Origin of the sequence: Cutibacterium granulosum (assembly GCF_900186975.1) — a bacterium.
Classification (GTDB): domain Bacteria; phylum Actinomycetota; class Actinomycetes; order Propionibacteriales; family Propionibacteriaceae; genus Cutibacterium; species Cutibacterium granulosum.
The window spans coordinates 334,254-357,281 of sequence record NZ_LT906441.1 but is presented as its reverse complement, the minus strand read 5'-3'; the positions used below and the strand labels follow the sequence as shown (position 1 = coordinate 357,281).

General features: G+C 66.0%; 16 protein-coding genes and 3 tRNA genes. 11 read left to right on the top strand and 8 right to left on the bottom strand.

The genetic code is table 11. The features are described from left to right. Positions 1-69: 69 nt before the first annotated feature. Positions 70-204 (bottom strand): ribbon-helix-helix protein, CopG family, encoded by a 135-nt coding sequence (locus CKV91_RS09310; RefSeq protein WP_231933781.1) that lies wholly within the window; start codon positions 202-204, stop codon positions 70-72. An 84-nt stretch (positions 205-288) separates the two neighbouring features. Next, positions 289-954 carry an EcsC family protein gene (locus CKV91_RS01635; RefSeq protein WP_065860994.1) on the bottom strand — a complete coding sequence of 222 codons (666 nt, stop codon included), beginning with the start codon at positions 952-954 and terminating at the stop codon, positions 289-291. Between the two features lie 241 nt (positions 955-1,195). Between CKV91_RS01635 and CKV91_RS09665 the strand changes: the two genes are divergently transcribed. From CKV91_RS09665 to CKV91_RS01615, 3 genes are read left to right on the top strand one after another with little or no spacing between them, the layout of a single operon-like run. Beyond that, positions 1,196-2,062: a leucyl/phenylalanyl-tRNA--protein transferase gene (locus CKV91_RS09665; protein ID WP_411791892.1), complete on the top strand. Its 867-nt coding sequence runs from the start codon at positions 1,196-1,198 to the stop codon at positions 2,060-2,062. A gap of 10 nt (positions 2,063-2,072) precedes the next feature. Then, positions 2,073-3,347 (top strand): serine--tRNA ligase, encoded by a 1,275-nt coding sequence (gene serS, locus CKV91_RS01620; RefSeq protein WP_065860993.1) that lies wholly within the window; start codon positions 2,073-2,075, stop codon positions 3,345-3,347. A gap of 29 nt (positions 3,348-3,376) precedes the next feature. Continuing rightward, the gene (locus CKV91_RS01615) at positions 3,377-4,708 is read left to right on the top strand and encodes a DUF4921 family protein (protein WP_065860992.1); all 1,332 of its coding nucleotides are present in this window, start codon (positions 3,377-3,379) and stop codon (positions 4,706-4,708) included. A gap of 152 nt (positions 4,709-4,860) precedes the next feature. Here CKV91_RS01615 and CKV91_RS01610 read toward each other — a convergent pair whose 3' ends face one another. Continuing rightward, positions 4,861-5,646: an HAD family hydrolase gene (locus CKV91_RS01610; protein ID WP_065860991.1), complete on the bottom strand. Its 786-nt coding sequence runs from the start codon at positions 5,644-5,646 to the stop codon at positions 4,861-4,863. A 153-nt stretch (positions 5,647-5,799) separates the two neighbouring features. Between CKV91_RS01610 and CKV91_RS01605 the strand changes: the two genes are divergently transcribed. Continuing rightward, positions 5,800-7,923 (top strand): cation:proton antiporter, encoded by a 2,124-nt coding sequence (locus CKV91_RS01605; protein WP_095141054.1) that lies wholly within the window; start codon positions 5,800-5,802, stop codon positions 7,921-7,923. A 207-nt stretch (positions 7,924-8,130) separates the two neighbouring features. Here CKV91_RS01605 and CKV91_RS01600 read toward each other — a convergent pair whose 3' ends face one another. The 3 genes from CKV91_RS01600 to CKV91_RS01590 form a co-directional block, all read right to left on the bottom strand. After that, positions 8,131-9,453 carry an MFS transporter gene (locus CKV91_RS01600; protein ID WP_065860989.1) on the bottom strand — a complete coding sequence of 441 codons (1,323 nt, stop codon included), beginning with the start codon at positions 9,451-9,453 and terminating at the stop codon, positions 8,131-8,133. A gap of 96 nt (positions 9,454-9,549) precedes the next feature. Then, positions 9,550-10,965: an argininosuccinate synthase gene (gene argG / locus CKV91_RS01595; protein WP_065860988.1), complete on the bottom strand. Its 1,416-nt coding sequence runs from the start codon at positions 10,963-10,965 to the stop codon at positions 9,550-9,552. A gap of 199 nt (positions 10,966-11,164) precedes the next feature. Next, positions 11,165-12,166, bottom strand: coding sequence for an NAD(P)H-quinone oxidoreductase (locus CKV91_RS01590; protein ID WP_065860987.1), 1,002 nt, complete (start codon positions 12,164-12,166; stop codon positions 11,165-11,167). A gap of 90 nt (positions 12,167-12,256) precedes the next feature. Between CKV91_RS01590 and CKV91_RS01585 the strand changes: the two genes are divergently transcribed. The 3 genes from CKV91_RS01585 (at position 12,257) to galK (ending at position 14,495) form a co-directional block, all read left to right on the top strand. Then, positions 12,257-12,339, top strand: a tRNA-Ser gene (locus CKV91_RS01585). Between the two features lie 31 nt (positions 12,340-12,370). Further along, positions 12,371-12,859: a DUF1700 domain-containing protein gene (locus tag CKV91_RS01580; protein ID WP_065860999.1), complete on the top strand. Its 489-nt coding sequence runs from the start codon at positions 12,371-12,373 to the stop codon at positions 12,857-12,859. A 358-nt stretch (positions 12,860-13,217) separates the two neighbouring features. Continuing rightward, positions 13,218-14,495 (top strand): galactokinase, encoded by a 1,278-nt coding sequence (gene galK / locus CKV91_RS01575; protein WP_414836108.1) that lies wholly within the window; start codon positions 13,218-13,220, stop codon positions 14,493-14,495. 103 nt (positions 14,496-14,598) lie between these two features. On the opposite strand, the gene CKV91_RS01570 is transcribed toward galK, so the two are convergent. Next, the gene (locus CKV91_RS01570; protein ID WP_197691373.1) at positions 14,599-15,960 is read right to left on the bottom strand and encodes an LCP family protein; all 1,362 of its coding nucleotides are present in this window, start codon (positions 15,958-15,960) and stop codon (positions 14,599-14,601) included. Positions 15,961-16,835: 875 nt separating this feature from the next. Here CKV91_RS01570 and CKV91_RS01565 point away from each other — a divergent pair. From CKV91_RS01565 to CKV91_RS01555, 3 genes are all read left to right on the top strand, one after another. After that, positions 16,836-16,926, top strand: a tRNA-Ser gene (locus tag CKV91_RS01565). A 137-nt stretch (positions 16,927-17,063) separates the two neighbouring features. Beyond that, positions 17,064-17,139 (top strand) — tRNA-Arg (locus CKV91_RS01560). A gap of 156 nt (positions 17,140-17,295) precedes the next feature. Continuing rightward, positions 17,296-18,051 carry a glycerophosphodiester phosphodiesterase gene (locus CKV91_RS01555; RefSeq protein ID WP_065860986.1) on the top strand — a complete coding sequence of 252 codons (756 nt, stop codon included), beginning with the start codon at positions 17,296-17,298 and terminating at the stop codon, positions 18,049-18,051. Between the two features lie 47 nt (positions 18,052-18,098). On the opposite strand, the gene CKV91_RS01550 is transcribed toward CKV91_RS01555, so the two are convergent. After that, complete coding sequence (locus CKV91_RS01550; protein WP_036957089.1) at positions 18,099-19,988, bottom strand: potassium transporter Kup; 1,890 nt, start codon at positions 19,986-19,988, stop codon at positions 18,099-18,101. Between the two features lie 334 nt (positions 19,989-20,322). Between CKV91_RS01550 and CKV91_RS01545 the strand changes: the two genes are divergently transcribed. Next, positions 20,323-22,692 carry a glycogen/starch/alpha-glucan phosphorylase gene (locus tag CKV91_RS01545; protein WP_065860985.1) on the top strand — a complete coding sequence of 790 codons (2,370 nt, stop codon included), beginning with the start codon at positions 20,323-20,325 and terminating at the stop codon, positions 22,690-22,692. The last annotated feature ends 336 nt before the right edge of the window (positions 22,693-23,028 follow it).

Sequence of the window (23,028 nt, the reverse complement as noted above, 5' to 3'; positions counted from 1 at the left end):
CAATCGTGGTTTCGCTTGTGATGACGCTTTCGCGCGGCAGCTGAATTATATCAGTATGGGCGTGTGTGGTCAGTGCTCGTCGTCGGTGGTGGCTTCGGCGCAGCGTCGCCTGATCCACTCCGAACGTGACAGGCCAGCAGCGGCGGCGGCACTGTCAATGCGCGCCAGGAGACTGGTGGTGAGCACCGCGTTGAAGCGGGTCACGTCCTTGATGACGGCAGGCCGCGCCAAGGTCGCGTGTGCATCGGCCCACGCCTGGGGAGTGTCCAGGGCCTCGGCGAAGTCGACTCAGCCCATCCGCCGGGACGGGAACTGCTCCTTGGCGTAGTGTGCGACCTGCCAGGTGGCCATGCCGTCTGTGCCGGCACCGATACCTCCACCGAGCAGCGGGATCTTCTTCATACCCATGACAGCCACCCGTTTGCCGGTGGCCAGGCTGCCCAAGGTCTCGACGACGTGGGTGGCCACGGTCTTCTCCAGCTCCGGATCACTCACCGGGGCGGTGGCCATCGCCATGGGGGTGCTGGGTATCTTCTCGTTTCGAATGAGCTCGTCCACGCTGTCCTGGGTGAGCAGGCAGGTGAAGATGGCGGTTCGCACCCGGGGATCGTCGACGTCGTAACCGCGCAGGTGGGAAATCGCGGCGACCATACGTGCCTGCAGAGTGGCAAGGGCGCTCATGTTCGCCGGCAGAGCCATCGGAATGGTGACCCAGCCGCCCAGATTTGCCAGGAATCCCTGGGCCCCGGCCATCCCGATGTGGCTGCGCACCAAGGCGTCGATGGCGGCCTCGACCTCACCCTTGCGGTTCAGCGTCGCACCAGCAGCCTTGCGAGCTCCCGGTAACGGCCCGGCACCGTCGATGGCGACGTCCATGATGGTGCGAAACACCGACAACGCCGCGTTCGGTGCCACGACGAGGGCCTTGGACAGGGCTTCGCCAGACTTGCTCATGGCCACGATCCTTCCTGAGACTCTCCTCCAGCCTATCGACGCCCGCAACCGGCGTGACGCAGCTGGGCGAAGACTGCACGACGGCCTCTCCCGATGACCGTTGCCGCCACGTGGTGTGAGAGGGCCGAGGTGGCCTGAACCATGATGGGGTGTGGGGATGCGCGAATCTCGGCGCAGCTTCGGCCGCCGATGGCGTCATGCCTCGCTGTTCTGCCGAGGCTGGCTGCCTAGGCTGGAGTACATGGACCTTTTCGGTGACCCGGACCAGTGGCCTGACTCCGACCTGCTGTGTCTGACGGGGGTGCTTGGCCCGCATCTGGTGCTCGCCGCCCTGCACGAGGGTGTCTTTCCCATGCCGCTGGGTGACGACGCACCGCGTGAGTACCGCGGTGCCACGGCGTGGTGGTCGCCGCAACGTCGCGGCGTCCTGCCCCTGGACCGCCTCAGCCTCTCCTCCAGCCTGCGCAAGACCACCAAGCATCGCACGACCACGGTGGACCAGGCCTTCGACCGGGTCATCGAGCGCTGCGCCGACCCGTCTCGACCGGGTGGCTGGATCGACTCGACGATCATCGACAGCTACACCGAATTGCACCACAACGGCTGGGCCCACTCGGTGGAGACGTGGGACGAGGACGGACGGCTGGTCGGCGGACTGTACGGGGTGAGTGTCGGTGGACTGTTCAGCGGGGAATCCATGTTCCACGACCCGGTGCACGGCAGGGACGCCTCCAAGACCGCGCTCATCCGACTCGTCCTGGAGCTGGGGGAGAGCAGCCATGCTCCGACGGTCGATCAGGAGCCCTGCCGCGACGCCACATCACACACCCTGTCTGAACCGTCCGCGTCCGGTGAGTCGACCAGTGCCGCCCAGGCTGCCCCCTCCGGCTGCCCTGCCTCCGGATGGCGGCCCGTGCCCGTCCACCCCACCGCACTGCTCGACGTGCAGTGGCTCACGCCTCATCTGGCCAGCCTGGGAGCCGTCGAGATCGACCGCGCCGAATACCTCCGTCAGCTCACCGGGGCCCTTGCCGCGCCCGGGCCGCGGTGGCGTCCGCATCGTCTCACCGGCCCCCAGATGCTCACCGAACTCGCACGGCACGGCTAGACTCCTACCCATGATCGACCCCAAGCTGCTGCGCACAGATCCAGACGTCATCCGTCGCTCCCAGATCGCCCGGGGCGCTGACCCGTCGGTGGTCGACGAGCTCATCGCCGCCGACGAGACCCGCCGGCACGCGATCGCGGCCCATGAGTCGGCCCGTGCCGAGCAGAAGGGTCTGGGCAAGAAGATCGCCCAGTCCAAGGGTGACGAGAAGGCCGCCCTGCTGGCCCGCACCAAGGAGCTCTCCGCCCAGGTGGGCCAGCTCAAGGACGAGGCCGCCGCAGCCGAGGAGCGATTCACCGAGCTCGCCAAGACCCTGGGCAACATCGTCATCGACGGCGTGCCCGCTGGCGGCGAGGACGAGGGCGTCGTCATCGAGACGATCGGCACCCCGCGCGACTTCGCAGCCGAGGGATTCGAGCCCAAGGACCATCTGGAGATCGGCGAGGCGCTGCACGCCATCGACATGGAACGCGGCACGAAGATCTCGGGGTCGCGGTTCTACGTCCTCACCGGTGTCGGCGCCCAGCTGGAGTTCGCCCTGCTCAATCTGGCCATGTCCAAGGCCGCCACGTGGGGATTCACCCCGATGATCCCCCCGGCGCTGGTCAAGCCGTCGGCCATGGAGGGCACCGGATTCCTCGGCCAGGCCGCCGACGACGTCTACTACCTGCCCAAGGACGAGCAGTACCTCGTCGGTACCTCCGAGGTGGCCCTGGCCGCCTTCCACTCCGGTGAGATCCTCGACGACGCCGAGCTGCCCAGGCAGTACGTGGCGTTCTCCCCGTGCTACCGACGCGAGGCCGGTTCCTATGGCAAGGACACCCGGGGCATCTTCCGCGTCCACTGGTTCGACAAGGTCGAGATGTTCGTCCACTGTCTGCCCGCCGATGCCGAGACATGGCACGAGAAGCTGCTCGGATTCGAGAAGGAGTTCATCGAGGCCCTGGAGATCCCGTTCCAGGTGCTCGACGTGGCCTCCGGTGACCTGGGACTGTCCGCGGCACGCAAGTACGACTGCTACGGCTGGCTGCCGACCCAGAACCGCTACCGCGAGATCACCTCGACCTCCAACTGCACCACCTTCCAGGCCCGACGCCTGTCCATCCGCCACCGCGGCCCCGACGGCGTCGAACCGCTGGCCACCCTCAACGGCACCCTGTGCGCCATGACCCGCATCATCATCATGGTGCTGGAGAACCATCAGCAGGCCGACGGCTCGGTGCGGGTACCGCAGGCCCTGCGCCCCTTCCTGGGCGGCGCCGAGGTGCTGCGCCCCCAGAACTGAGGCAGGTGGGCGCGCAGCAGGATCGATTCATGGGCGACGAGGTCGACGACTACTATCGCGAACTGCCCGACGGCACCATCAAGCAGCGCAACCCGTTCACCGGCACCCAGGTGTGGACGGTTCCGGGACGAGGCGCCCGTCCGCTGGCCACCCCGGTGACCGATGCCCGCCCGCTGAGTGCGGACGACCGGCTCACCAGCTGCGCGTTCTGCCCGTCCCGACTGCGGCAGACCCCGCCGGAGAAGGCTCGTCTGGTTGCCGATGCGCAGGGGAGCTTCTTCGGGCATCGCCTGGTGGAGAACGTGCCGTCCTGGCAGCTGGACGACACGGTGGCGCAGTTTCGCCGTATTCCCAACCTCTTCGAGATCCTCCCGTGGAGCTACTGGCGCGTCAACCACGGGATGACGATGACCCCGCAGCAGCGGGAGCGTCAGGAGGCCTACCTGGCCCATCCCGACGGGAGGGCGCACGTCTGTGAGGTCCTTGACGCCGTTCTCGCCGCGAACGGTGCCGGCCTCAAGGCCGAGGAACTCACCGAACGTGAGTTCCGGGAACGGTCCGCACCGTTCTTCGCCGGTGGTCACGACGTCATCGTCGCCCGGCGTCACTACACCGACTCCGGGCAGACGACGGCAGACCTAGCCGGGTCGGGGAGTCTGTCGGTGGCCGACCATCGCGCCTTCATCGGCCTCACGGTGCATGCCATGGGTGACCTGTACGCCCAGAACCCGCAGGCCCGCTACGTCGTCGCCTTCCAGAACTGGCTCAAGCCGGCTGGGGCGTCGTTCGACCACCTGCACAAGCAGCTCGTCGCCATCGACGAGCTGGGTATCAACAATCAGACCCTGCTTCCCAAGGTCGTGCTCAACCCGAACATCCACAACGAGTACGGGCCGGATTTCGCCGCAGACCACGGACTGGTCCTGGCACGCAACGAGCACGCCGTGGCCACCGTCGGCTTCGGTCACCGATACCCCTCGGTGGAGATCTGGTCGACGAGCGCCCTGGACCAGCCGTGGCGCATGATACACGAGGAGATCGGTGCCGTGGCAGACCTGCTGCACGCCATGCACGTGGCAGTGGGCCCGCACGTGCCGTGCAACGAGGAGTGGCACCACCGCCCGGTCGGGGTCGGCGTGCCGGTGCCGTGGCGGGTCAACCTCAAGTTGCGGGTGTCGACCCTGGCCGGTTTCGAGGGTGGTACGAAGATCTACGTCAACACCATCTCGCCGGCCGCACTGGCGGCCCGTCTGTTGCCCGAGCTGTTCAGCGCGCGCAGTGCCGGCCGTATCGCGCCGATGGACCTGGGCGAGGAGTGCAAGATCCCGCGCGGGGTGCTCGCCTGCACACGGATGCGGTGAACGGCTGACGCTGTTTTTGACGCTGCTGTTTTCCGGCAGTCCAGGAGGACATTCCTTCGGATCGGTCCTCCCGGGAACGTCATGCCGCGGTCGATGGGCCCGGGCGATGGACTCGTGGCGGCGCGCTGGCCTGCTCGTTGGCAGTCCCCGGCTCAGCCGAACCAGCGGTTGAGTTCGGCGGCGGTACCGTCGTCGTCGAAATCCGCGGTGACGGCGTCGGCGGCGGCTCGCACCTGGTCGAGGGCATCCCCCACGGCAACTCCCCGGCCGGCCCAGCGCAGCATCTCGATGTCGTTGTTGCCGTCACCGATGGCCAGCACCGAGCTTGCGGGGATTCCCAGCATGTCGCACGCCTCCTGCAGGCCGGACGCCTTCGTCACCCCACGGGGAGCGATGTCGAGCCAGGCCGACCAACCGACGAAATACGTCACCCCGGTCATCCCCAGCTGGTTCGCCAACTCGACGAAGACGTCGGGGGAGGCATCCGGGTCGCGCACGATGATGCGGGTGGCAGGGGTGGCCTTGAGCTCCTCGACCGGTTCCACGTGGATCTCACCGGCGAGCTCACCGTCGGGAAAGTGCTTACTCACGCGAAAACCCACGCCCACCTCCTCCACGGCAATACGCGCCTGTGGATGGATCCGCAGCACCTCGTCGATGACGTGGGAGGGGTCGAAGGTGTGCCTGCTCACCACGCGCAGTGGATCGCTGTGTGCCAGCACCGACCCGTTCGACACGACGAGCAGGCCTGCTGGAAGCCCCAGCTCCTCGTGCACGCCGATGGCCCCGGTCACCCCGCGTCCCGTCGCCAGGACGACGGGCACCCCCGCCTGGCACACTCGGTGGACGGCTGCCCTCACGGAATCTGGCAGACGCCCCTCGCGATCCACGATGGTGCCGTCAATGTCCAGGGCCACGAGCTGCGGGGAGAACGTCATGGGTTACAGATTGCCAGATTCACGTGAACGCGGAGTGAACATGGCTGTTTCGCTATGCGGTGGGCGTGATCGTTCCGGTGGGCCTGGGGTGAAACACAGCTCGTTCCCACCCGTCTCCTCGGTTAAGCTTGCGAAGTGAATCCAGCAACGTACCTGGCCCTCGTCCTGGTGCTGGCCGTGGCTGCTCAATGGCTCGGCTGGCGACTCAAGCTGCCCGCGCTGCTCTTCCTGCTCATCATCGGTTTCGCACTCGGTCAGTGGGTCACCCCCGATGAGATGTTCGGTCAGAGTCTGCTCTTCGGCGGGGTGAACCTCGCTGTGGCCATCATCCTCTTCGAGGGATCGCTGTCCCTCAAGCTCCGGGAGGTGCGTGACCTCGGGAAACCCATCCTCAGACTGTGCTCGGTGACGGTCGTCATCGCATGGCTGCTCATGGCTCTTGCCGCGCATCTGCTCGGCATGGACATACGGGTCGCCCTGCTGCTGGGGGCCCTGCTCGTCGTCACCGGCCCCACGGTGATCAACCCGATCCTGCGTCAGGTGCGCCCCACCAGACGGGTCTCGGCCCTGTTGCGCTGGGAGGGCATCGTCGTAGACCCCATCGGCGCGATCCTCGCCCTGCTGGTCTACCAGGCGATCACGTCCATCGGGGGCAACCACATCGGCCACGGGTTGGCCGTGCTGGGCTGGACGATGGTGGTCTCGGTGCTCGTCGCCTTCCCCATCGGCATGATACTCACCTTCATGCTGCGGCGCCTGCTCATCCCGGACTTCCTGCAGGGGGTCATCTTCGTTGCGGTGGCCTGTGGTACCGTCGTGGGTGCCAACCTCATCCAGGAGGAGTCTGGGCTCATGGCGGTGACCCTGCTCGGCATCTTCCTGGCCAACCAGGACCTCGAGCTGGACGTCGTCGTCGAGTTCAAGGAGCATTTGCAGATCCTGCTCGTCGGGGCGCTGTTCATCATGCTTGCCGGGCGCGTCAATCCCGACGAGATCGTCCGGGTGCTGCCAGTCGGGCTGGCCTTCGTCGCCATCTCGGTGCTGCTCATCCGCCCACTCTCGGTGTTCATCGGCCTGCACGGCACCGAGACGACCCGCCAGGAGCGGGTGCTCATGGCATTCATGGCCCCGCGAGGCATCGTCGCCGCCTCGGTGACCTCCGTCTTCGCCCTGGGTTTTTCCGACACCGCCGATTCCATCGCCCACCAGGCCGAACAGCTCATGGCCACCGATCCGCAGCGGGCTGCCGACCTTTCCTCCTTCGCCCAGAACCTCGCTGGGCTCTCCGACCAGGTGGACCAGTTGGTGCCGATCGTCTTCCTCATGATCGTGTGCACCGTGGCCATCTACGGCCTGGGGATCGGACGGCTGGCGGAGAGACTCGGCCTGGCCAGCGCCAAGCCTCGGGGCGTCATGTTCGCCGGATCGCCGCCCTGGGCCGTCGACGCGGCCAAGTTGTTGCGTTCCCTGGACGTGCCGACCCTCATCGTCACCCGTCGCAGCTACGACCTCTACACCGCCCGCAAGGCCGGTCTGCGCACCGTCGCCGCCGATTTCCTCAGTGAGTACGCGGTGGAGGAGATGGACCTGTCGGGCATCAACTACATGGTGGCGTGCACCCCCGACGACAACACCAACTCCATTGCCGCAGTGCAGTACCGACGTGTCCTGAGCCGGGCCAACGTCTTCCAGGTCAGACGTGCCGACGAGGGCCACCCCAAGGATCGCACCACGGGCACCGTCTCCACCCTCAAGGCCCGAACGGCGTTCAATCCGGGGCTCACTCATGCCGAGATGGAGCGGCACTGGCGTGAGGGTCAGCGGGTGCGTGCACTGCCCATCACCGAGCAGTTCGGCTGGGACCAGTTCACCCACTACGTGTCCGGGGCGGTCATCCTGTTCATCGTGCGCCCCGGATCGACGGTGGTGGCCACCGAGGACATGGGCAATCCGAAGATGGGCGACATCGTCGTCTACCTGGGACGTACTCCCAGGATCGACGAACTTCCCCGGGCCGATCAAGATGCCGAGGACGGGAAGGCCCGTCGTCGCGCCAAGGTGCACACCCTGCGCGAGTCGATGAGTACCTCATCGGCCGAGGAACAGGTGCGTGAACGGGCCAACGCCCGTGCTGACGCCGAGGGGCGTCCGCAGTCTGGGAAGGATGGGCAGCACGTCCGAGACGTGAGCTCGCAGCCCGGGTCTGGGGATGTCATCCCCGGCACGGTCGTTCCCGGGGATCCGGACCAGCCGGATGCGAGGTCATCCGACCACTGAGTCGACCACGTGAGGGGCAGCTGCCGGAACTGCCTTCCCGAGGACCGTACACACCGAGGATCGCACGCACCGGGGGCTGGGACCGACGGGGGGAGCCCGGGGTGGCTCGTGTGTTCACCTCGGTGGGGCAGACGATCCCGTAGGGATGGGGTGATCCCAGGGCTGGTCGAATGCGTGGAGTCTGGTCGAATGAGTTCCGGGCGTTTGTCAGCTGCCCCTGGTGCGCATGACGGCTCCCACCGCCAGGCCGATGACGGCGGCGATGGCTCCGGACAGGATGAACGCCTGGTGCCAGCCGACCCCGTCGATGACCGCACCGATCGTCGGTGCGGAGATGGCCACCCCGGCATTGAGGAAGGAGCCCTGCCACCCGATGACGCTGCCACGCCTGCTGGGTGGGGTGAGGTTGGTCAGCTGGTCGATGCTGGCGGTGAGGGTCGGGGAGACGAACAGGCCGCCGATCAGCAGGATGAGGCCAGCCTGCAGGGGAGAGGTGGCCAGGGTGGTCGCAGCTGCCGTCAGGCCCATGAGGGTGAGCAGAGCGGGCATGGGCACCGAACGGTTCAATGCCCCGTAGATGGTGCCACCCAGTGCCGATCCCAACCCGGAGAAGGCCAGCACCCAGCCGATGGCTTGGGTGCTGCCCATCTCACGCATGGCACCGACCGTCGTGAGCTCGATACCGCCCAGGGTATATCCGGCGGCCAGGCATCCGATGAGGATGGCGACGGTGAATCGGTTCACCCATGCCAGGGCAGGCGTCGTGGAGGGATGCGCCGTGGGAACGTCGATGGTGGGGGAGTCGGAATCGTGTGTCGTCCCCTCCACCGCCAGCGTCTCGGTGGCCGAGGACTGTGTCGGGGCGACGGGCTCCGTGGCAGAACGCGGGTCGGGTGAGGGGTTGCCGTCGGGTGATGAGCTGCTGGGGGTCTGCCCCTCGGATGCGGCCCCACTCGTCTCGGCGATGGGTGGATCGAGGACCGTCAGCCCGGTGGCTCCGAGCGCCGCCAGTACGGCACAGCCGATCATCGTCGCACGGGTGCCCACGGACGAGGCAATGATGATGGAGACCATCGGCCCGAACATGTAGCAGATCTCGATGGACACCGCGTCCAGACTCAGCGCAGCCCGGCGCTTGCGCAGCGGCACGGTGGCGATGAGCACCTGACGGGGAATGGTGTAGATCGGGTAGTTCCACAGGTAGCCGAGGGCCAGGATGACCAGCAGGGGGTAGTAGCCCAACCACGGGGCGACGGCGTAGACCGCCGTCATGACGACGATCGACGGGATCATCGTGCGACGCAGCCCCCTGCGATCGGTCATCGAGCCGCGCCACGGGGCGGAGATCATCGACGAGATCGTCACGAACGTCGTCACGGCACCGGCGAGCCGGTAACTCATTCCCAGGGTCTCCACCACGTGCAGGGTGATGAGCATCGTCAACCCGAAGATGGGCAGGCGAGTGAGGGCACTGAGCAGGATGGTCGTCCAGACCTCCCGGATCGCAAGAACCTCCCGATAGCTGCGCACGGCCCAACTCTAGACGAGCGTGTGCAGCCACCGGGAGGGGTGTCCGAGGACTGGGGGCAGTCTCGAACCGGGGAGGCTCGAGACCATGGGTGAGGGTCAGTCGACCCCGAAGTCGATCGCGGCGTGGTCCAGGGAGCGCTGGGCGTCGTCATCCTCATGGGAGGACGACGAGATGGCCTTGGCGCCTCCCTCGGCCAACGAACCCACCCAGTCGGCCTGGCCAGCCAGGCGTCCCTGGGAGGAGTACAGCTCGAGTTTCTCGCGAGTGTCGGCGATGTCGAGGTTGCGCATGGTGAGCTGGCCGATGCGGTCGGTCGGGCTGAACGCCGCCCCCTCGACACGCTCCATCGACAGCTTCTCGGCGTGGTAGGAGAAGCGCGGGCCCTGCGTCTTGAGGATCGAGTAGTCCCATCCGCGACGCAGCTTGAGGGTCACGGTGCCGGTGATGGCGCTGGCCACCCAGTGCTGCAGCGACTCGCGCACCATGAGGGCCTGCGGATCCAGCCAGCGACCGTCGTAGAGGATGCGTCCCAGCCGACGTCCCTCGTTGTGGTACGTCTCGATGGTCTCCTCGTTGTGGACCGCATTGATGAGCCGCTCGTAGGCGATGTACAGCAGCGCCATGCCGGGAGCCTCGTAGATGCCGCGCGACTTGGCCTCGATGATGCGGTTCTCGATCTGGTCGCTCATGCCCAGACCGTGCCGACCGCCGATCTCGTTGGCCTTGAGGACGAGGGCCACCTTGTCGTCGTACTCGACGCCGTTGATGGCCACCGGGACGCCCTGCTCGAAGGTCACCGAGACCTCCTCGGCGTCGATGGTGACGTCCGGGTCCCAGAACTTCACGCCCATGATGGGCTCGACGGACTCGATGGACACGTCGAGCGACTCGAGCGTCTTGGCCTCGTGGGTGGCACCCCAGATGTTGGCGTCGGTGGAGTACGCCTTCTCCTTGGAGTCGCGGTAGGGCAGGTTGTGCTCGGTGAGCCAGACGCTCATCTCGTCACGGCCACCGATCTCCTTGACGAATCCCTCGTCGAGCCAGGGCTTGTAGATGCGCAGCTGTGGGTTGGCGAGCAGGCCGTAGCGGTAGAACCGCTCGATGTCATTGCCCTTGTAGGTGGAGCCGTCCCCCCAGATGGAGACGTCGTCCTTGGCCATGGCGCGCACCAGCAGGGTGCCGGTGACCGCGCGACCGATCGGGGTGGTGTTGAAGTACGGGCGACCGGCCGAGCGCACGTTGAAGGCGCCGCAGGCCAAGGCGCTGAGGCCCTCCTCGACGAGGGCTGCGCGGCAGTCGACCAGCCGCGAGATCTCCGCGCCGTAGTCGAGGGCGCGACCGGGAACCGACTCGATGTCGTCCTCGTCGTACTGGCCGATGTTGGCGGTGTAGGTGCACGGGATCGCCCCCTTGGATCGCATCCACGCCACCGCTACCGAGGTGTCGAGGCCTCCGGAGAATGCGAGGCCGATCTTTTCGCCGGATGGAAGTTCATTGAGTACCTTGGACACACCATGATGCTAACGCATATCTATGCAGAGTTGCAAATGAATATGCGGTCGAGATGCGTTGGGGGACTCGCGGATTAGCCAGAGTTGTCAGCCGGAGGCAGGGATCAGTGGCCACTTGGGAGGCCCGACCGCCACGTACGATGACGGCGCTCTCCTCATGACTCCGGTAAGACGCATCGGGGCTACTTGGCATGCCTCGTCACAACGTGAGGGCGATCTTGCCCAGCACCTCCCCGGACTCCAGTCGCCGGTGGGCGTCCGCGGCGTCCGGCAGGGCGAAGGTCTCCACCGGGGCTGGCTTGATCTGACCGCTGGCATACATCGGCCAGGCCTGCTCCTCGACCAGCCGGCAGATACGTGCCTTGTCGGCCAGGTCACGGAATCGCAGGCTTGTCGCAGTGACTGTGGCGCGCTTGCCCAGCACCTTGTCAATGCGCAGTTCACCCTTGACGCCACCCTGCATGCCGATGATGACGAGTCGTCCGTCCATGGCCAGGGAGTCCACATTGGCACCCAGGTACTTCGCCCCCATGATGTCGAGGATGACGTCCACCCCCGCACCGTCGGTGGCCTCCTTGACGGCCGCCACCCAGTCCTCGTGGTAGTCGATGGCGACGTCTGCCCCCAGCTCGCGGCAGAAGTCACGCTTCTCCTGGGTGCCGGCGGTGACGACGACCCGACAGCCGCGGGCCTTGGCGTACTGGATGGCGAACTGGCCGATGCCGCCGGCTCCGCCGTGGACGAGGATCGTCTCGCCCTCATGCAGGTGCACGTGATCCATGTTCGAGATGACGGTGGCTGCCACCTCCACCAGGGTTGACGCCACGGCCGGTTCGACACCGTCGGGCATGTGCAGCAGCTGGCCGGCTGGCACGATGACCTGCTCGGCGTACCCGCCCCCGGCCAGCAGGGCGACGACCTCGTCACCCACCTGCCAACCGTCGACATCGTCGCCCAGGGCGTCGATGGTGCCGCACACCTCCAGCCCCATGGTCTCGCTCACGCCGGGTGGGGGCGGGTAGAGGCCCTGCCGCTGCAGCAGATCGGCTCGGTTCATGCCGACGGCCTTCACGGCCACCCGCACCTCGCCGGATGCCGGGGCGGGGGTGGGGACCTGCGTCCACTCCATGTTCTCCGGGCCGGGGCGGTGTCGACCCTTGGCGTCGGTCTTGTCTGTCGGTCGCACAGTGATCGCGTACATGTCTGCCAGCCTGCCACAGTCTCGGCGCGGCAGAAGTGTCGTCGCGTTGATTCACCGCTATGATGAACCCATCCTCCGATTTGGGGGTGTGGCGAGATCGCATAGTGGACGAGTGCAGCCGCCTTGAAAGCGGCCGAGGGCAACCTCCGTGGGTTCGAATCCCACTCTCGCCGCGGGGCTCTCCATGAGACGGGAGTGGTTGTCATGGCCGACGCAGTAACAGTGCAGACGTTGCCGGACGGGACGATTCGGCACGTCCTCAGGCCCGAACCTCCGATTGGCGCCTTCGTCATCAGCGGGGTCGTCACCCTCATCGGCGTATTCCTGCTGGTGTTCTCCCTGGTCACCCACTGGTCGACGGGATGGATCGTCTTCTCGGCCATTCTGCTCGGGCTGGGGCTGCTCATGGTCGCCGGTTCCATCTGGGCTGCGCAACGCATGCGGCTGCTCGTCGATCTCAATGACGAGGGCTACCGCATCCACGGAGCTGGACAGGACCGATCAGGCACTTGGACGTCGGTGACGAAGGCCGCCATGACCCCGAACCGCTCTCGACTGACGCTCTACCACGGCCAGGTGGGCCGCACCCACATCGTGCGTCCCGGGGAGGGCGACCCGGCCGAGATGGACTCCCTGGCAGCCGATGTTGCCAGACACATCGACCGGTCCCACCACCTGGACCAAGGCCGGTAGGTCGTCCCTGGCGTGCCGTTGCCCCTGGCAAGGCGTGGGCTCTGCCGAGACAGGGTCCACGAACCGCGAGTCCAGTGAGCGCGAAACACGCGAGCGTCAACCGCGCTGCTCCGCCGTGGCCGCACCATGAGACCCCTCAGAGGCATGCCACCCTCAGGCCGTCGGCTCCTCTGGCCCTCGGACCTCAGAAATCGGCATGCGTGCCTCGCCTGCGTGGGAACTCCAGCTGCCCCGGGAATCCGGCAGCGATGCAGCAATCCGGTTGCTCGGGTCGACAGTGCAGGGAACGGTGCCCGCGGATTCACCGGATCGGTAAGCTCTGGACGTGCATTGAAAAACCTCTACCCGTGGAGTCACCGTGGACCATCGGAGCATCGAGTCGGACGACGCCGAGACCCCCACTCAGCAGACAGCACACGCCCAGCAGAGGAGTACCGGGTCACCGAATACCGAGACGGCATGGAGTCGTGGGCAGGGAGCCCGCAAGGCTGCCGACCTGTTCACCGAGCAGTACGCAACCGCCCCGCACGGCGTGTGGGCCAGTCCAGGACGGGTCAACCTCATCGGGGAACACACCGACTACAACGGTGGTCTCTGTCTGCCCATCGCCCTGCCACATGCCACCTATGCTGCGATGAGCCGCCGGGACGACGATGTCGTCCGTATCTGTTCCCGAGTGCACGGGGAGGTCGTCACCTGGCAGGGGACTCTCGGTGAGATCCTGCGGCGCAAGGTCAAGGGGTGGACCGCCTACACCGCCGGTGTGGTGTGGGGATTCCACGACGCCGGGTACCAGTGCACCGGGTTCGACGTGGCCCTGGAGAGTTGCGTACCGCTCGGGGCCGGGCTGTCGTCGTCGGCGGCAGTGGAGTGTGCCGTCGCCCTGGGACTGGACGAGCTCGACGGGTTCGGGCTGGCAGCCGATGACCGGGGACGCGCAGAACTGGTGGACATCGCGGTGGCCACCGAGAACACCGTCGTCGGCGCACCCACTGGCGGCCTGGACCAAGCGGCATCACTGCGTACCCAGGAGGGAAGGGCGCTGCTGCTGGACTGCATGGACGCCTCCACCCGTCAGGTGCCGTTCGATCTGGCCGCTTCCGGGTTGCAGCTGCTCGTCATCGACACCCGGGCCAAGCACTCCCTCAACGATGGCCAGTACGCTTCCCGACGTGCCTCCTGCGAGCAGGCGGCGGCATTGCTGGGGGTCGACACCTTGCGGCAGATCGACGACCTCGGCGCGGCCATCGCCATGATGCCGGATGCCACCACGGCAGCCCGAGTTCGCCACGTCGTCACCGAGATCCAGCGGGTGCAGGACTTCGTGGCCCTCATGGATGCCGGTCGGGTGCTCGATGTGGGTCCGCTCATGAACGAGTCCCACGAGTCACTGCGCGACGACTACGAGGTGAGCTGTGCCGAACTGGACGTGGCCGTCGCAGCGGCGCGCTCGGCCGGGGCGCTGGGCGCGCGTATGACGGGCGGCGGGTTCGGAGGCAGTGCCATCGCCCTGGTACGTGAGGTTGACGGTGCAGCCGTGCAGGACGCCGTTCGTGCCCAGTACCGCGAACACGGTTTCACCGCTCCGAAGATCCACGGTGTGACGCCGGGCCGGTCGGGGGCGCGGGTGAGCTGAGGCTGCTCGGGGGCAGTGCGGGGACCGGTCGGGGCGCGGGTCGCTGGAGCCAGTCGGGAGCGCTGAGAGCTGGTCGGGGCATGACTCGTTGAAGCTCGATGATTCAGCGATTCTGCTCGTCAATGGGATGGAATCCGCACACATCCGTCAACGAGCTCTCGGTGTCCTTCGGGGTGGGGGAGGCGCTGGTGGGGGCTGAGGTGCCCCTGGCCGCCTTTCCCCCGGCGGCGTGGCTCCCCTGCTTCGGGGCGGCCTTTTTGCTCTTCGTGGCTGATGGGCGCGCCGACTTCCCGGTCACCGGTTTGTTGGCATTGGACGAGTCCGAGGCCCGCGCAATGGTCTCGGCCACCTGTTCGCGCATCATGGGATAGTTCGGGTCCCAGGGCTGGAAGCCATTCTTGCCGTTGACGAAGAGCAGCCGGTTGAGGTTGGCGTCCTGCATACGCATCGCCAGGTCGACGAAGGCCGGGAGCATGCCCTGGGGAATGTCGGAGACGACCATGTCGCCGGAGGCGTCGGCAATGGCCTCGAAACGAGTGAGGACGGTCTCGGGATTCGTCTGGTCGAGCACGGCCTTCATGAGGCACGACTGGCGTCCCATCCGGTCGTAGTCGCTGGACTCGGAACGGCTGCGGGCGTACCACATGGCGTTGTACCCGTTGAGGTGCTGTTCCGGGCCGACCTCGAGGTATCCCGTCGGGGGCTTGCCCTCGGAGTTTCCGGCGATGGGCAGGCGTTGGTTGATGTTCACCGTCACCCCGCCGAGGGAGTCGATGAGCTTCTGCAGACCGTCGATGTCGATCATGAGGAAGTAGTCGATGCTCAACCCCAGACCTTCACCCACGGCCATCTTCAATGCGTCCGCGCCGGGGTACTTGGTGTTCTCGATGGCATCGGGGTGCTCAGCCTCGACCGTTGACCAGATGGCATTGGCGAAGGACTTCGAGTCGTCACCGTGACCCGTGGTGAAACCTTCTGGGTAGATGGTGTGAAGCTTGGAGTTCTCTGGAAACGGCATCGCCGCAGTGTTGCGGGGAATCTGGATGATCGTTCCATTGCCGGTGCGGGTGTCGATGGACGCGACCATGATGGTGTCGGTGTTCATCTCACCCCGGTCACGGTAATGACGCTGCTTGGTGTCATCGGCACCGACGAGCAGGACGTTCACCCGCGGTTTCGAGGCCCAGATGTCCTTCACACTGCGATGTGTGTCGATGTCCGGACGGGTGGCCGACGGGGCGTCCCCGAAGATCCGGTTGAGCAGGGCGTAGTCGTCATAGGCGTATCGGGAGGCCACGGCCATCGGCCCGGAGATCATGAGAGTGAGTGCTGCGACGACGATCGAGCTGATCCAGCGCTGGGCCCGGGTGATGCCGCGCGGACGCAGATCCAGGTGGGTGAGGATGAGCACCACGGTGAGCACCACCGCCATGATGGGCAGGGCCCAGACGATCGCGAGCAGCATCCCTGGGCGTACGGCGATCGCGGCAGCATTGGTCGGTTTGACCCACAGCGTGATCCCAGCTGCAAAAGCTGCCACGAGGGCCACCGCGGTGAGGGTCATGCCGAAGGCCCGGCGTCGGGGTCGGGAGCTGCGGGACAATCCCAGGCCAGGGATGATCGCCGCCAGCAGCGTCCACAGGATGGACCGTCGGAACTGCACGTCACGTTTGTGGGCACGCTGCCAGGATGCGTCTGCATGAGTCGGTGCATGCCCGGAGGATGGTGTGGCGGAGCGACTGGTGGCTGCAGCTCGGCGACATCGGCCAGCGCTTGTCCCAGTGGCACCGGCCCGGTTCCTGGAGCGAGACCCGGAGGAGCTGCTGCCGTGATGCTGGGCACGACCATCACGCGGCGTACGAGCGTCGTGACTGCCATCGAAGCGGCCGTGACTGCCGGGCATTCCGTGTGCCGGTGCTCGGTTGGAGCGAGGACGATTCAGTGCCCGGGTGACCTCGTCGAACTCGGGGTCCTGGTCCTGGGCGTGGGAGGCCACGTAGTCGGCACGACTGGGTCTGTGTGCGGCTGAGTCCTCAGGGCTCTCCCGATAGCGCCGAGGCATGCGCAACTCGTCGTAGAAGTCCGTGACGTCGAGATCTGGTGCGGCGCGACGAGGTCTGGTGGGTCGCCTGTCGAAGCCGTCGTCTGCCATCGTGCCTTCCCCGGTGCCGTGAAGTGCGTCTCCGTGCGGGTCACTTCTCACCTGACCCTGGAGTCGTCTCTGCGTCGTGGCGTGTCCCAGACGGGCCGCGCCACGTGGAATCGTCCCCATGCTACATGGCGAACGAAACATGCTTTGAGTCCGCGCCGGGAAACCGATATGCTGGCCGGGCACCTTTTGGAGGCGTCGCCTAGTCAGGTCTATGGCGCCCGCCTGCTAAGCGGGTTTGGGATTTATCTCCCATCGCGGGTTCAAATCCCGCCGCCTCCGCGTGGTGCGATGGCCCGGGCTGAGCGGTCCGGGTCATCGCATGTCATCGGCACGACAGATGCACGGTAGCTCAGCTGCCACGTCGGTTTTGCATTGCTGGCTGGATGTTGTAAAGTACATCGAGTGCCAAGGCACAAGCGCCCGTAGCTTAACGGATAGAGCATCTGACTACGGATCAGAAGGTTGGGGGTTCGAATCCCTCCGGGCGCGCCAGACAAGCTTCTCTGACGCTGTTGCCGATTGTCCTCCGTGATCATCCACGAAACATGTCATTCACATGACTCTGTTCCCTGATCGGGGGCACAGGTGCCAGGAGATGCCGGCGCACCCGCCGTCCATGGGCCGAGCCCTCAGTGGCATCATCGAGTCATGACGGCAATTTGGGCACATCGGGGCGCCAGCGGACGGCTCCCGGAGAACACCATGTCCGCATTCCTCGCAGCCTTGGTCAGTGGGGCGGACGCCATCGAGCTGGACGTTCACCTCACCCGCGACGGCCATGTCGTCGTCTGCCACGACGAGACGATCGACCGCACCAGCAACGGCCACGGGAGGATCGTCGATCAGTCACTGCAGCAGCTGCGTGCCTACTCGTTCGCCTCCGGGAAACCCGGCTGGGGGTACGAACCCATCCCCGAGCTGGACGACGTCCTCGCCCTGAGCTGCCGCTGCGACGCCATCGTCAACATCGAGCTGAAGAACTCCCTCATCCGGTACCCGGGTCTGGAGCAGAAGGTCGTCGACGCGGTGCGGCGCCACCACATGGCGGATCGGGTGGTGATCTCGAGCTTCAACCACCGCAGCCTCGTCCTGCTGGCCGACCTGGCCCCCGACATCCGGCGCGGGATGCTCTACGAGGACGATCTCGTCGATCCGTGGAGCTATGCCGCCACCCTCAAGGTGCAGGCAGTGCATCCGCGCCACCAGCTGTTGAGCGGGCGTGACGACGTCCCGACCTTCCACGAGCACGGGCTGGGAGTGCGGGCCTGGACGGTGAACACCGAGCAGGCCCGCGAGGCCGCCCACCTCGGGGTTGACGCCGTCATCACGAATTATCCCGCCGAGGTGGCCGTCGCCGTGGCCTCCGGCGGGCGGCAGAACCCGATCGCGTTCAGTGGTGGATGAGGGCGCTGCCGTACGTACGGCAATGCGTTCAGCAGTCGTGCGTTTCCTCAGATCTCCACGACCTCCCCCAGGACCACCGAGCGCACCCGCGGGGTACGGAACACCTTGGTGCGATCGGCCTGGTTGCGATTCATCGTGACGTAGAGCATCTTGCGCCACCCGACCATCTTGTTGGTTGCGGCAACGGAGTCCGGATCGGTCGGGTCGCCACGCTTGACGTCGGCCACCGACAGGAAGTACACCGCCTTGGTGATGTCGAGCCCATTGAGATCGGGAAGCCTGTCGTAGGCCAGGGCGAGCGCCTTGGGCACGTCCTGGGAGTCGGCGAAGCCCACATGACACTCCACGTACGAGATGCCGTCGGCCGGATCACCCAGATCGGTGACGGCGACCCGCTGCTTGTGGCGGATGTGCGGCACGTTCTCGTTGACGATCGACAGGATGACGTTGTGCTCGTGCAGCACATGGTTGAAACGCATGTTGTTGCGCATGGCCAACGGTGTCGTCACCCGGTCGGGGTGAGGGTAGACGGCCAGCCCGGGTACCCGTGGCGGGTTCTCCTTGCGCACCCAGTCCAGGAAGTCCTCCAGCGGCCCCTCGGCGAGGGCACGTTGCCCGTAGACCATCCGAGTACCGCGGCGCCACGTCGTCATGACGACGATGGTGATGGCGCTGATGACCAGCGGGATCCAGCCGCCCGAGGCAATCTTGAGCAGGTTGGCCGAGAAGATCGTCGCCTCGACGGAGTAGATGATCACACCCAGCAGGGCGACCGCCCACTTGGGCCAGCGCCAGGCGCACCGTGCCCAGGTGAGGAACAGTGTCGTCGTGAGCATCTCGGTGCCCGTGACGGCCAGGCCATAGGCAGTGGCCAGCCGCGCCGAGGACTTGAAGATGGCGATGAGCACCAGGACCCCGCAGTAGAGGATCCAGTTGATCTCGGGAATGTAGATCTGGCCGCCCTCCTCCTTGGAGGTGTGCTTGACCGAGAGCCTCGGCAGCAGACCCATGCGAGAGGCCTGGTAGCTCAGCGAGAAGGTACCGGAGATGACGGCCTGGGCGGCGATGATCGTGGCCATGGTGGCGAGGAGCACCAGTGGCACCCGTCCCCAGCTCGGGGCCAGACGGAAGAACGGATTGTCGATCCAGTCCGGGTGCATGAGCAACATGGCCCCCTGCCCGTAGTAGTCCAGCAGCAGGGCCGGGCCCACCAGGCAGAACCACGACAGACGGATGGGTTTGGCCCCGACGTGCCCCATGTCGGCGTACAGGGCCTCGGTGCCGGTGATCGTCAGCACGACGGCGCCCATGGAGATGAACGCCATCCACGGCCGGTCGATCCAGAACAGGGCGGCATAGTGCGGCGACAGGGCCTTGAGGATCTGTGGGTTGCGTACGATCCACGGGACGCCCAGACAGGCCAGGGTGAGGAACCAGATCGTCATGATCGGCCCGAAGGCACGTCCGATACGTGCGGTGCCCTTGCGCTGGATGGCGAAGAGCACGGTGAGGATGAGGATTGCCGCCGGCAGGACGATCTGGTCGGCGGCGGGGTTGATGACCGACAGGCCCTCGATGGCGCTCATCACGGAGATGGCCGGGGTGATCATCGAGTCGCCGTAGAACAGTGAGGCCCCGATGAGGCCGAGCAGCAGAGCCATCCGCCGGATCTTCTTGCGATCCTTGAGGGTGTGGCGAATGAGAGCCATGAGCGCCAGGATGCCGCCCTCGCCCTCGTTGTCGGCCCGCATGACGAAGGTGAGGTACTTGATGCAGACGATGAGCACCAGCGTCCAGGTGATCATGGAGATGACACCGAGGATGCTGCGGGAGTCCGGGGGAATGGTGTTGTGCTCCAGGGCAAAGACGGTCTGGACCGAGTACAGCGGTGATGTGCCGATGTCGCCGAAGACGATGCCCAGAGCTGCCAGCGCCAGTCCGAAGAGACGTCCCTTGCCCTGTGGGGAGTGGGTTCGTGGGGCTGGCCCCTGCTGAGTGGGGGTGTGCTGGACGGAACCCGGCGACTGCTGTGGTGTCGGCGGATCTGCCTTGGATGCAGCCACAATTTCGCTCTCACGTTTGTCGTGCACCAGACAAGTATGAGGCCCAACCCAGTCAGTGAAAAATCTGGGAGTGTCACCCACCGGGGATTCAGGGTGAGTTGAAGCTCTGTTTGCCAAGAATTCGGCCAGTGGTTGCGGTCATGTTCTGGTTTGAGTGGAACCGACGCATTAGGGTGACGGTGATCATCAGTCCGGAGGAAGGGAACACATGTCTCAGGACTTCGCCGCCGAGGTGGCCGCCCACGTGCGGGCCGGCTCTGGCCGTCCCGTCAATGCATCCACCCCCATGGAGGTGTGGCAGGGGCTGTCACGAAGCGTCATCGATCGGGTGGCCGACGACTGGAACCGCACCACGGCCACCTACAAGGCCGGACGCATGGAGCACTACCTGTCCGCCGAGTTCCTCATGGGACGAGCCCTGCTCAACAATCTCTCCAACCTGGGTATCGAGGACGACGCACGAGCTGCCCTGGCCGCCCATGGACTCAATCTCACCGACGTGTTGGAGCAGGAGCCCGATGCCGCCCTGGGCAATGGGGGCCTGGGACGTCTGGCCGCCTGTTTCCTCGACTCGTGCGCCACCCTCGACCTTCCCGTCGATGGTTACGGCATCCTCTACCGCTACGGGCTGTTCCGTCAGGTTTTCTCCGACGGCTTCCAGATCGAGGAGCCAGACTCCTGGATGGAGGACGAGTACCCATTCATCATTCGCCGTGAGGAGGCCAGGCGGGTCGTCCACTACGCCGACCTCGACGTCTTCGCCGTGCCCTACGACATGCCGGTGACCGGCTACGGCACCTCCAACGTCAACACCCTGCGGCTGTGGAAGGCCGAGCCGATCCACGAGTTCGACTACGACGCCTTCAACTCCCAGCGCTTCACCGACGCCATCGTCGATCGGGAACGCACCATGGACATCTCCCGGGTGCTCTACCCCAACGACACCACCTACGAGGGCAAGGTGTTGCGGGTGCGGCAGCAGTACTTCTTCTGCTCGGCCACCCTGCAGGAGCTCATCGACAACTACGTCGAGCACCACGGGGCCAACCTCAACGGATTCGCCGACTTCAACGCCATCCAGCTCAACGACACCCACCCGGTGCTGGCCATCCCCGAGCTCATGCGGCTGCTCATGGACGAGCACGGCCTGGGCTGGGATGCCGCCTGGGCCGTCGTCACCCGGACCTTCGCCTACACCAACCACACGGTGCTCGCCGAGGCCCTGGAGACCTGGGAGATGTCGATCTTCGAGCGGCTCTTCCCGCGCATCGCCGAGATCGTGCGCGAGATCGATCGCCGGTTCCGCGAGGACATGGCCAGCCGTGGCGTCGACCCCGAGACGGCCAACTACATGGCCCCGGTGGCCGACGAGCGGGTGCGCATGGCGTGGATCGCCTGCTACGCGTCGTACTCGATCAACGGTGTGGCCGCCCTGCACACCGAGATCATCAAGGCCGACACCCTCAAACCCTGGCACGAGCTGTGGCCGGGGAAGTTCAACAACAAGACCAACGGTGTCACCCCACGCCGCTGGCTCAAGCAGTGCAACCCGCGGCTGGCCGATCTTCTCGACGACGTCACCGGCTCCGACGAGTGGGTGCGCGACCTCACCGTGCTCGCCCAGCACACCGACTCGGTTCCCGAGAACGTCTACGAGCGTCTGACCGAGATCAAGCGTGCCAACAAGGTGGACTTCGCCACCTGGGTGGCGCGTCGCGAGGGCGTGGAGGTGGATCCCGAGGCCATCTTCGACGTCCAGATCAAGCGGTTGCACGAGTACAAGCGCCAGCTGCTCAACGCCCTGTACATCCTCGACCTCTACTTCCGACTCAAGGAGGACCCGGACCTGGAGACCCCCAAGCGCGTCTTCATCTTCGGTGCCAAGGCCGCCCCCGGGTACGTGCGGGCCAAGGCCGTGATCAAACTCATCAATGCCATCGCCGACCTCGTCAACAATGACGAGGAGGTCAACTCGCGCGTCAAGGTGGTCTTCGTCCACAACTACAACGTGTCCCCGGCCGAACACATCATCCCGGCCGCAGACGTCTCCGAACAGATCTCGATGGCCGGCAAGGAGGCCTCGGGCACCTCGAACATGAAGTTCATGATGAACGGGGCGCTCACCCTGGGCACCCTGGACGGGGCCAATGTGGAGATCCTGGACGCCGTGGGTGAGGACAACGCCTACATCTTCGGCGCCACCAAGGACGAGCTGCCCAGCCTGCGGGAGAACTACGACCCCACCTGGTACTACCAGAACGTGCCGGGGCTGGCGCGGGTGCTCGATGCCCTGGTCGACGGCACCTTGGACGACAACGGGTCGGGATGGTTCGCCGACCTGCGCCGTTCCCTCCTGGACGGCGGCAACCAGGCCGACACCTACTACGTCCTGGGCGACTTCGAGTCGTACCGCACCACCAAGGATGGCATGGCAGCCGACTACGAGGACGAGAAGAGCTGGGCCCGCAAGGCGTGGGTGAACATCACGAGATCGGGTCGGTTCTCCTCGGATCGCACGATCCAGGACTACGCCGACAACGTCTGGAGGGTCTCTGCCACCCCCATCCGGGTGGAGTGAGCCTCAGGCCTCTTCTGATTTCATCGTCAAGACGGCTGCCACCCCCATCCGGGTGGGGTCAACACGTGTGTTTCGAGCGAGAACGCCGCTCAACGCTCCCACACCCATACAGGTGAGGTGAGCGGCTCTTCATCCCGATGATCATCGGGGGCCATCCCCGCCTCCGCCCGGGGGAGGTGAGCGGGACAGCAACAGGGGAGAAGGTGAACCGGATGGGCCACCCTCCACCAGGGTGGGAGCGGGTGAACAGCGTCATTGCCCCGCTGCCATTCCCGGCTGTTGCACCCGGATGGGACAGGCGGGAATGGGGCGCTGCCGTGGTCTGACTTTTTTCGG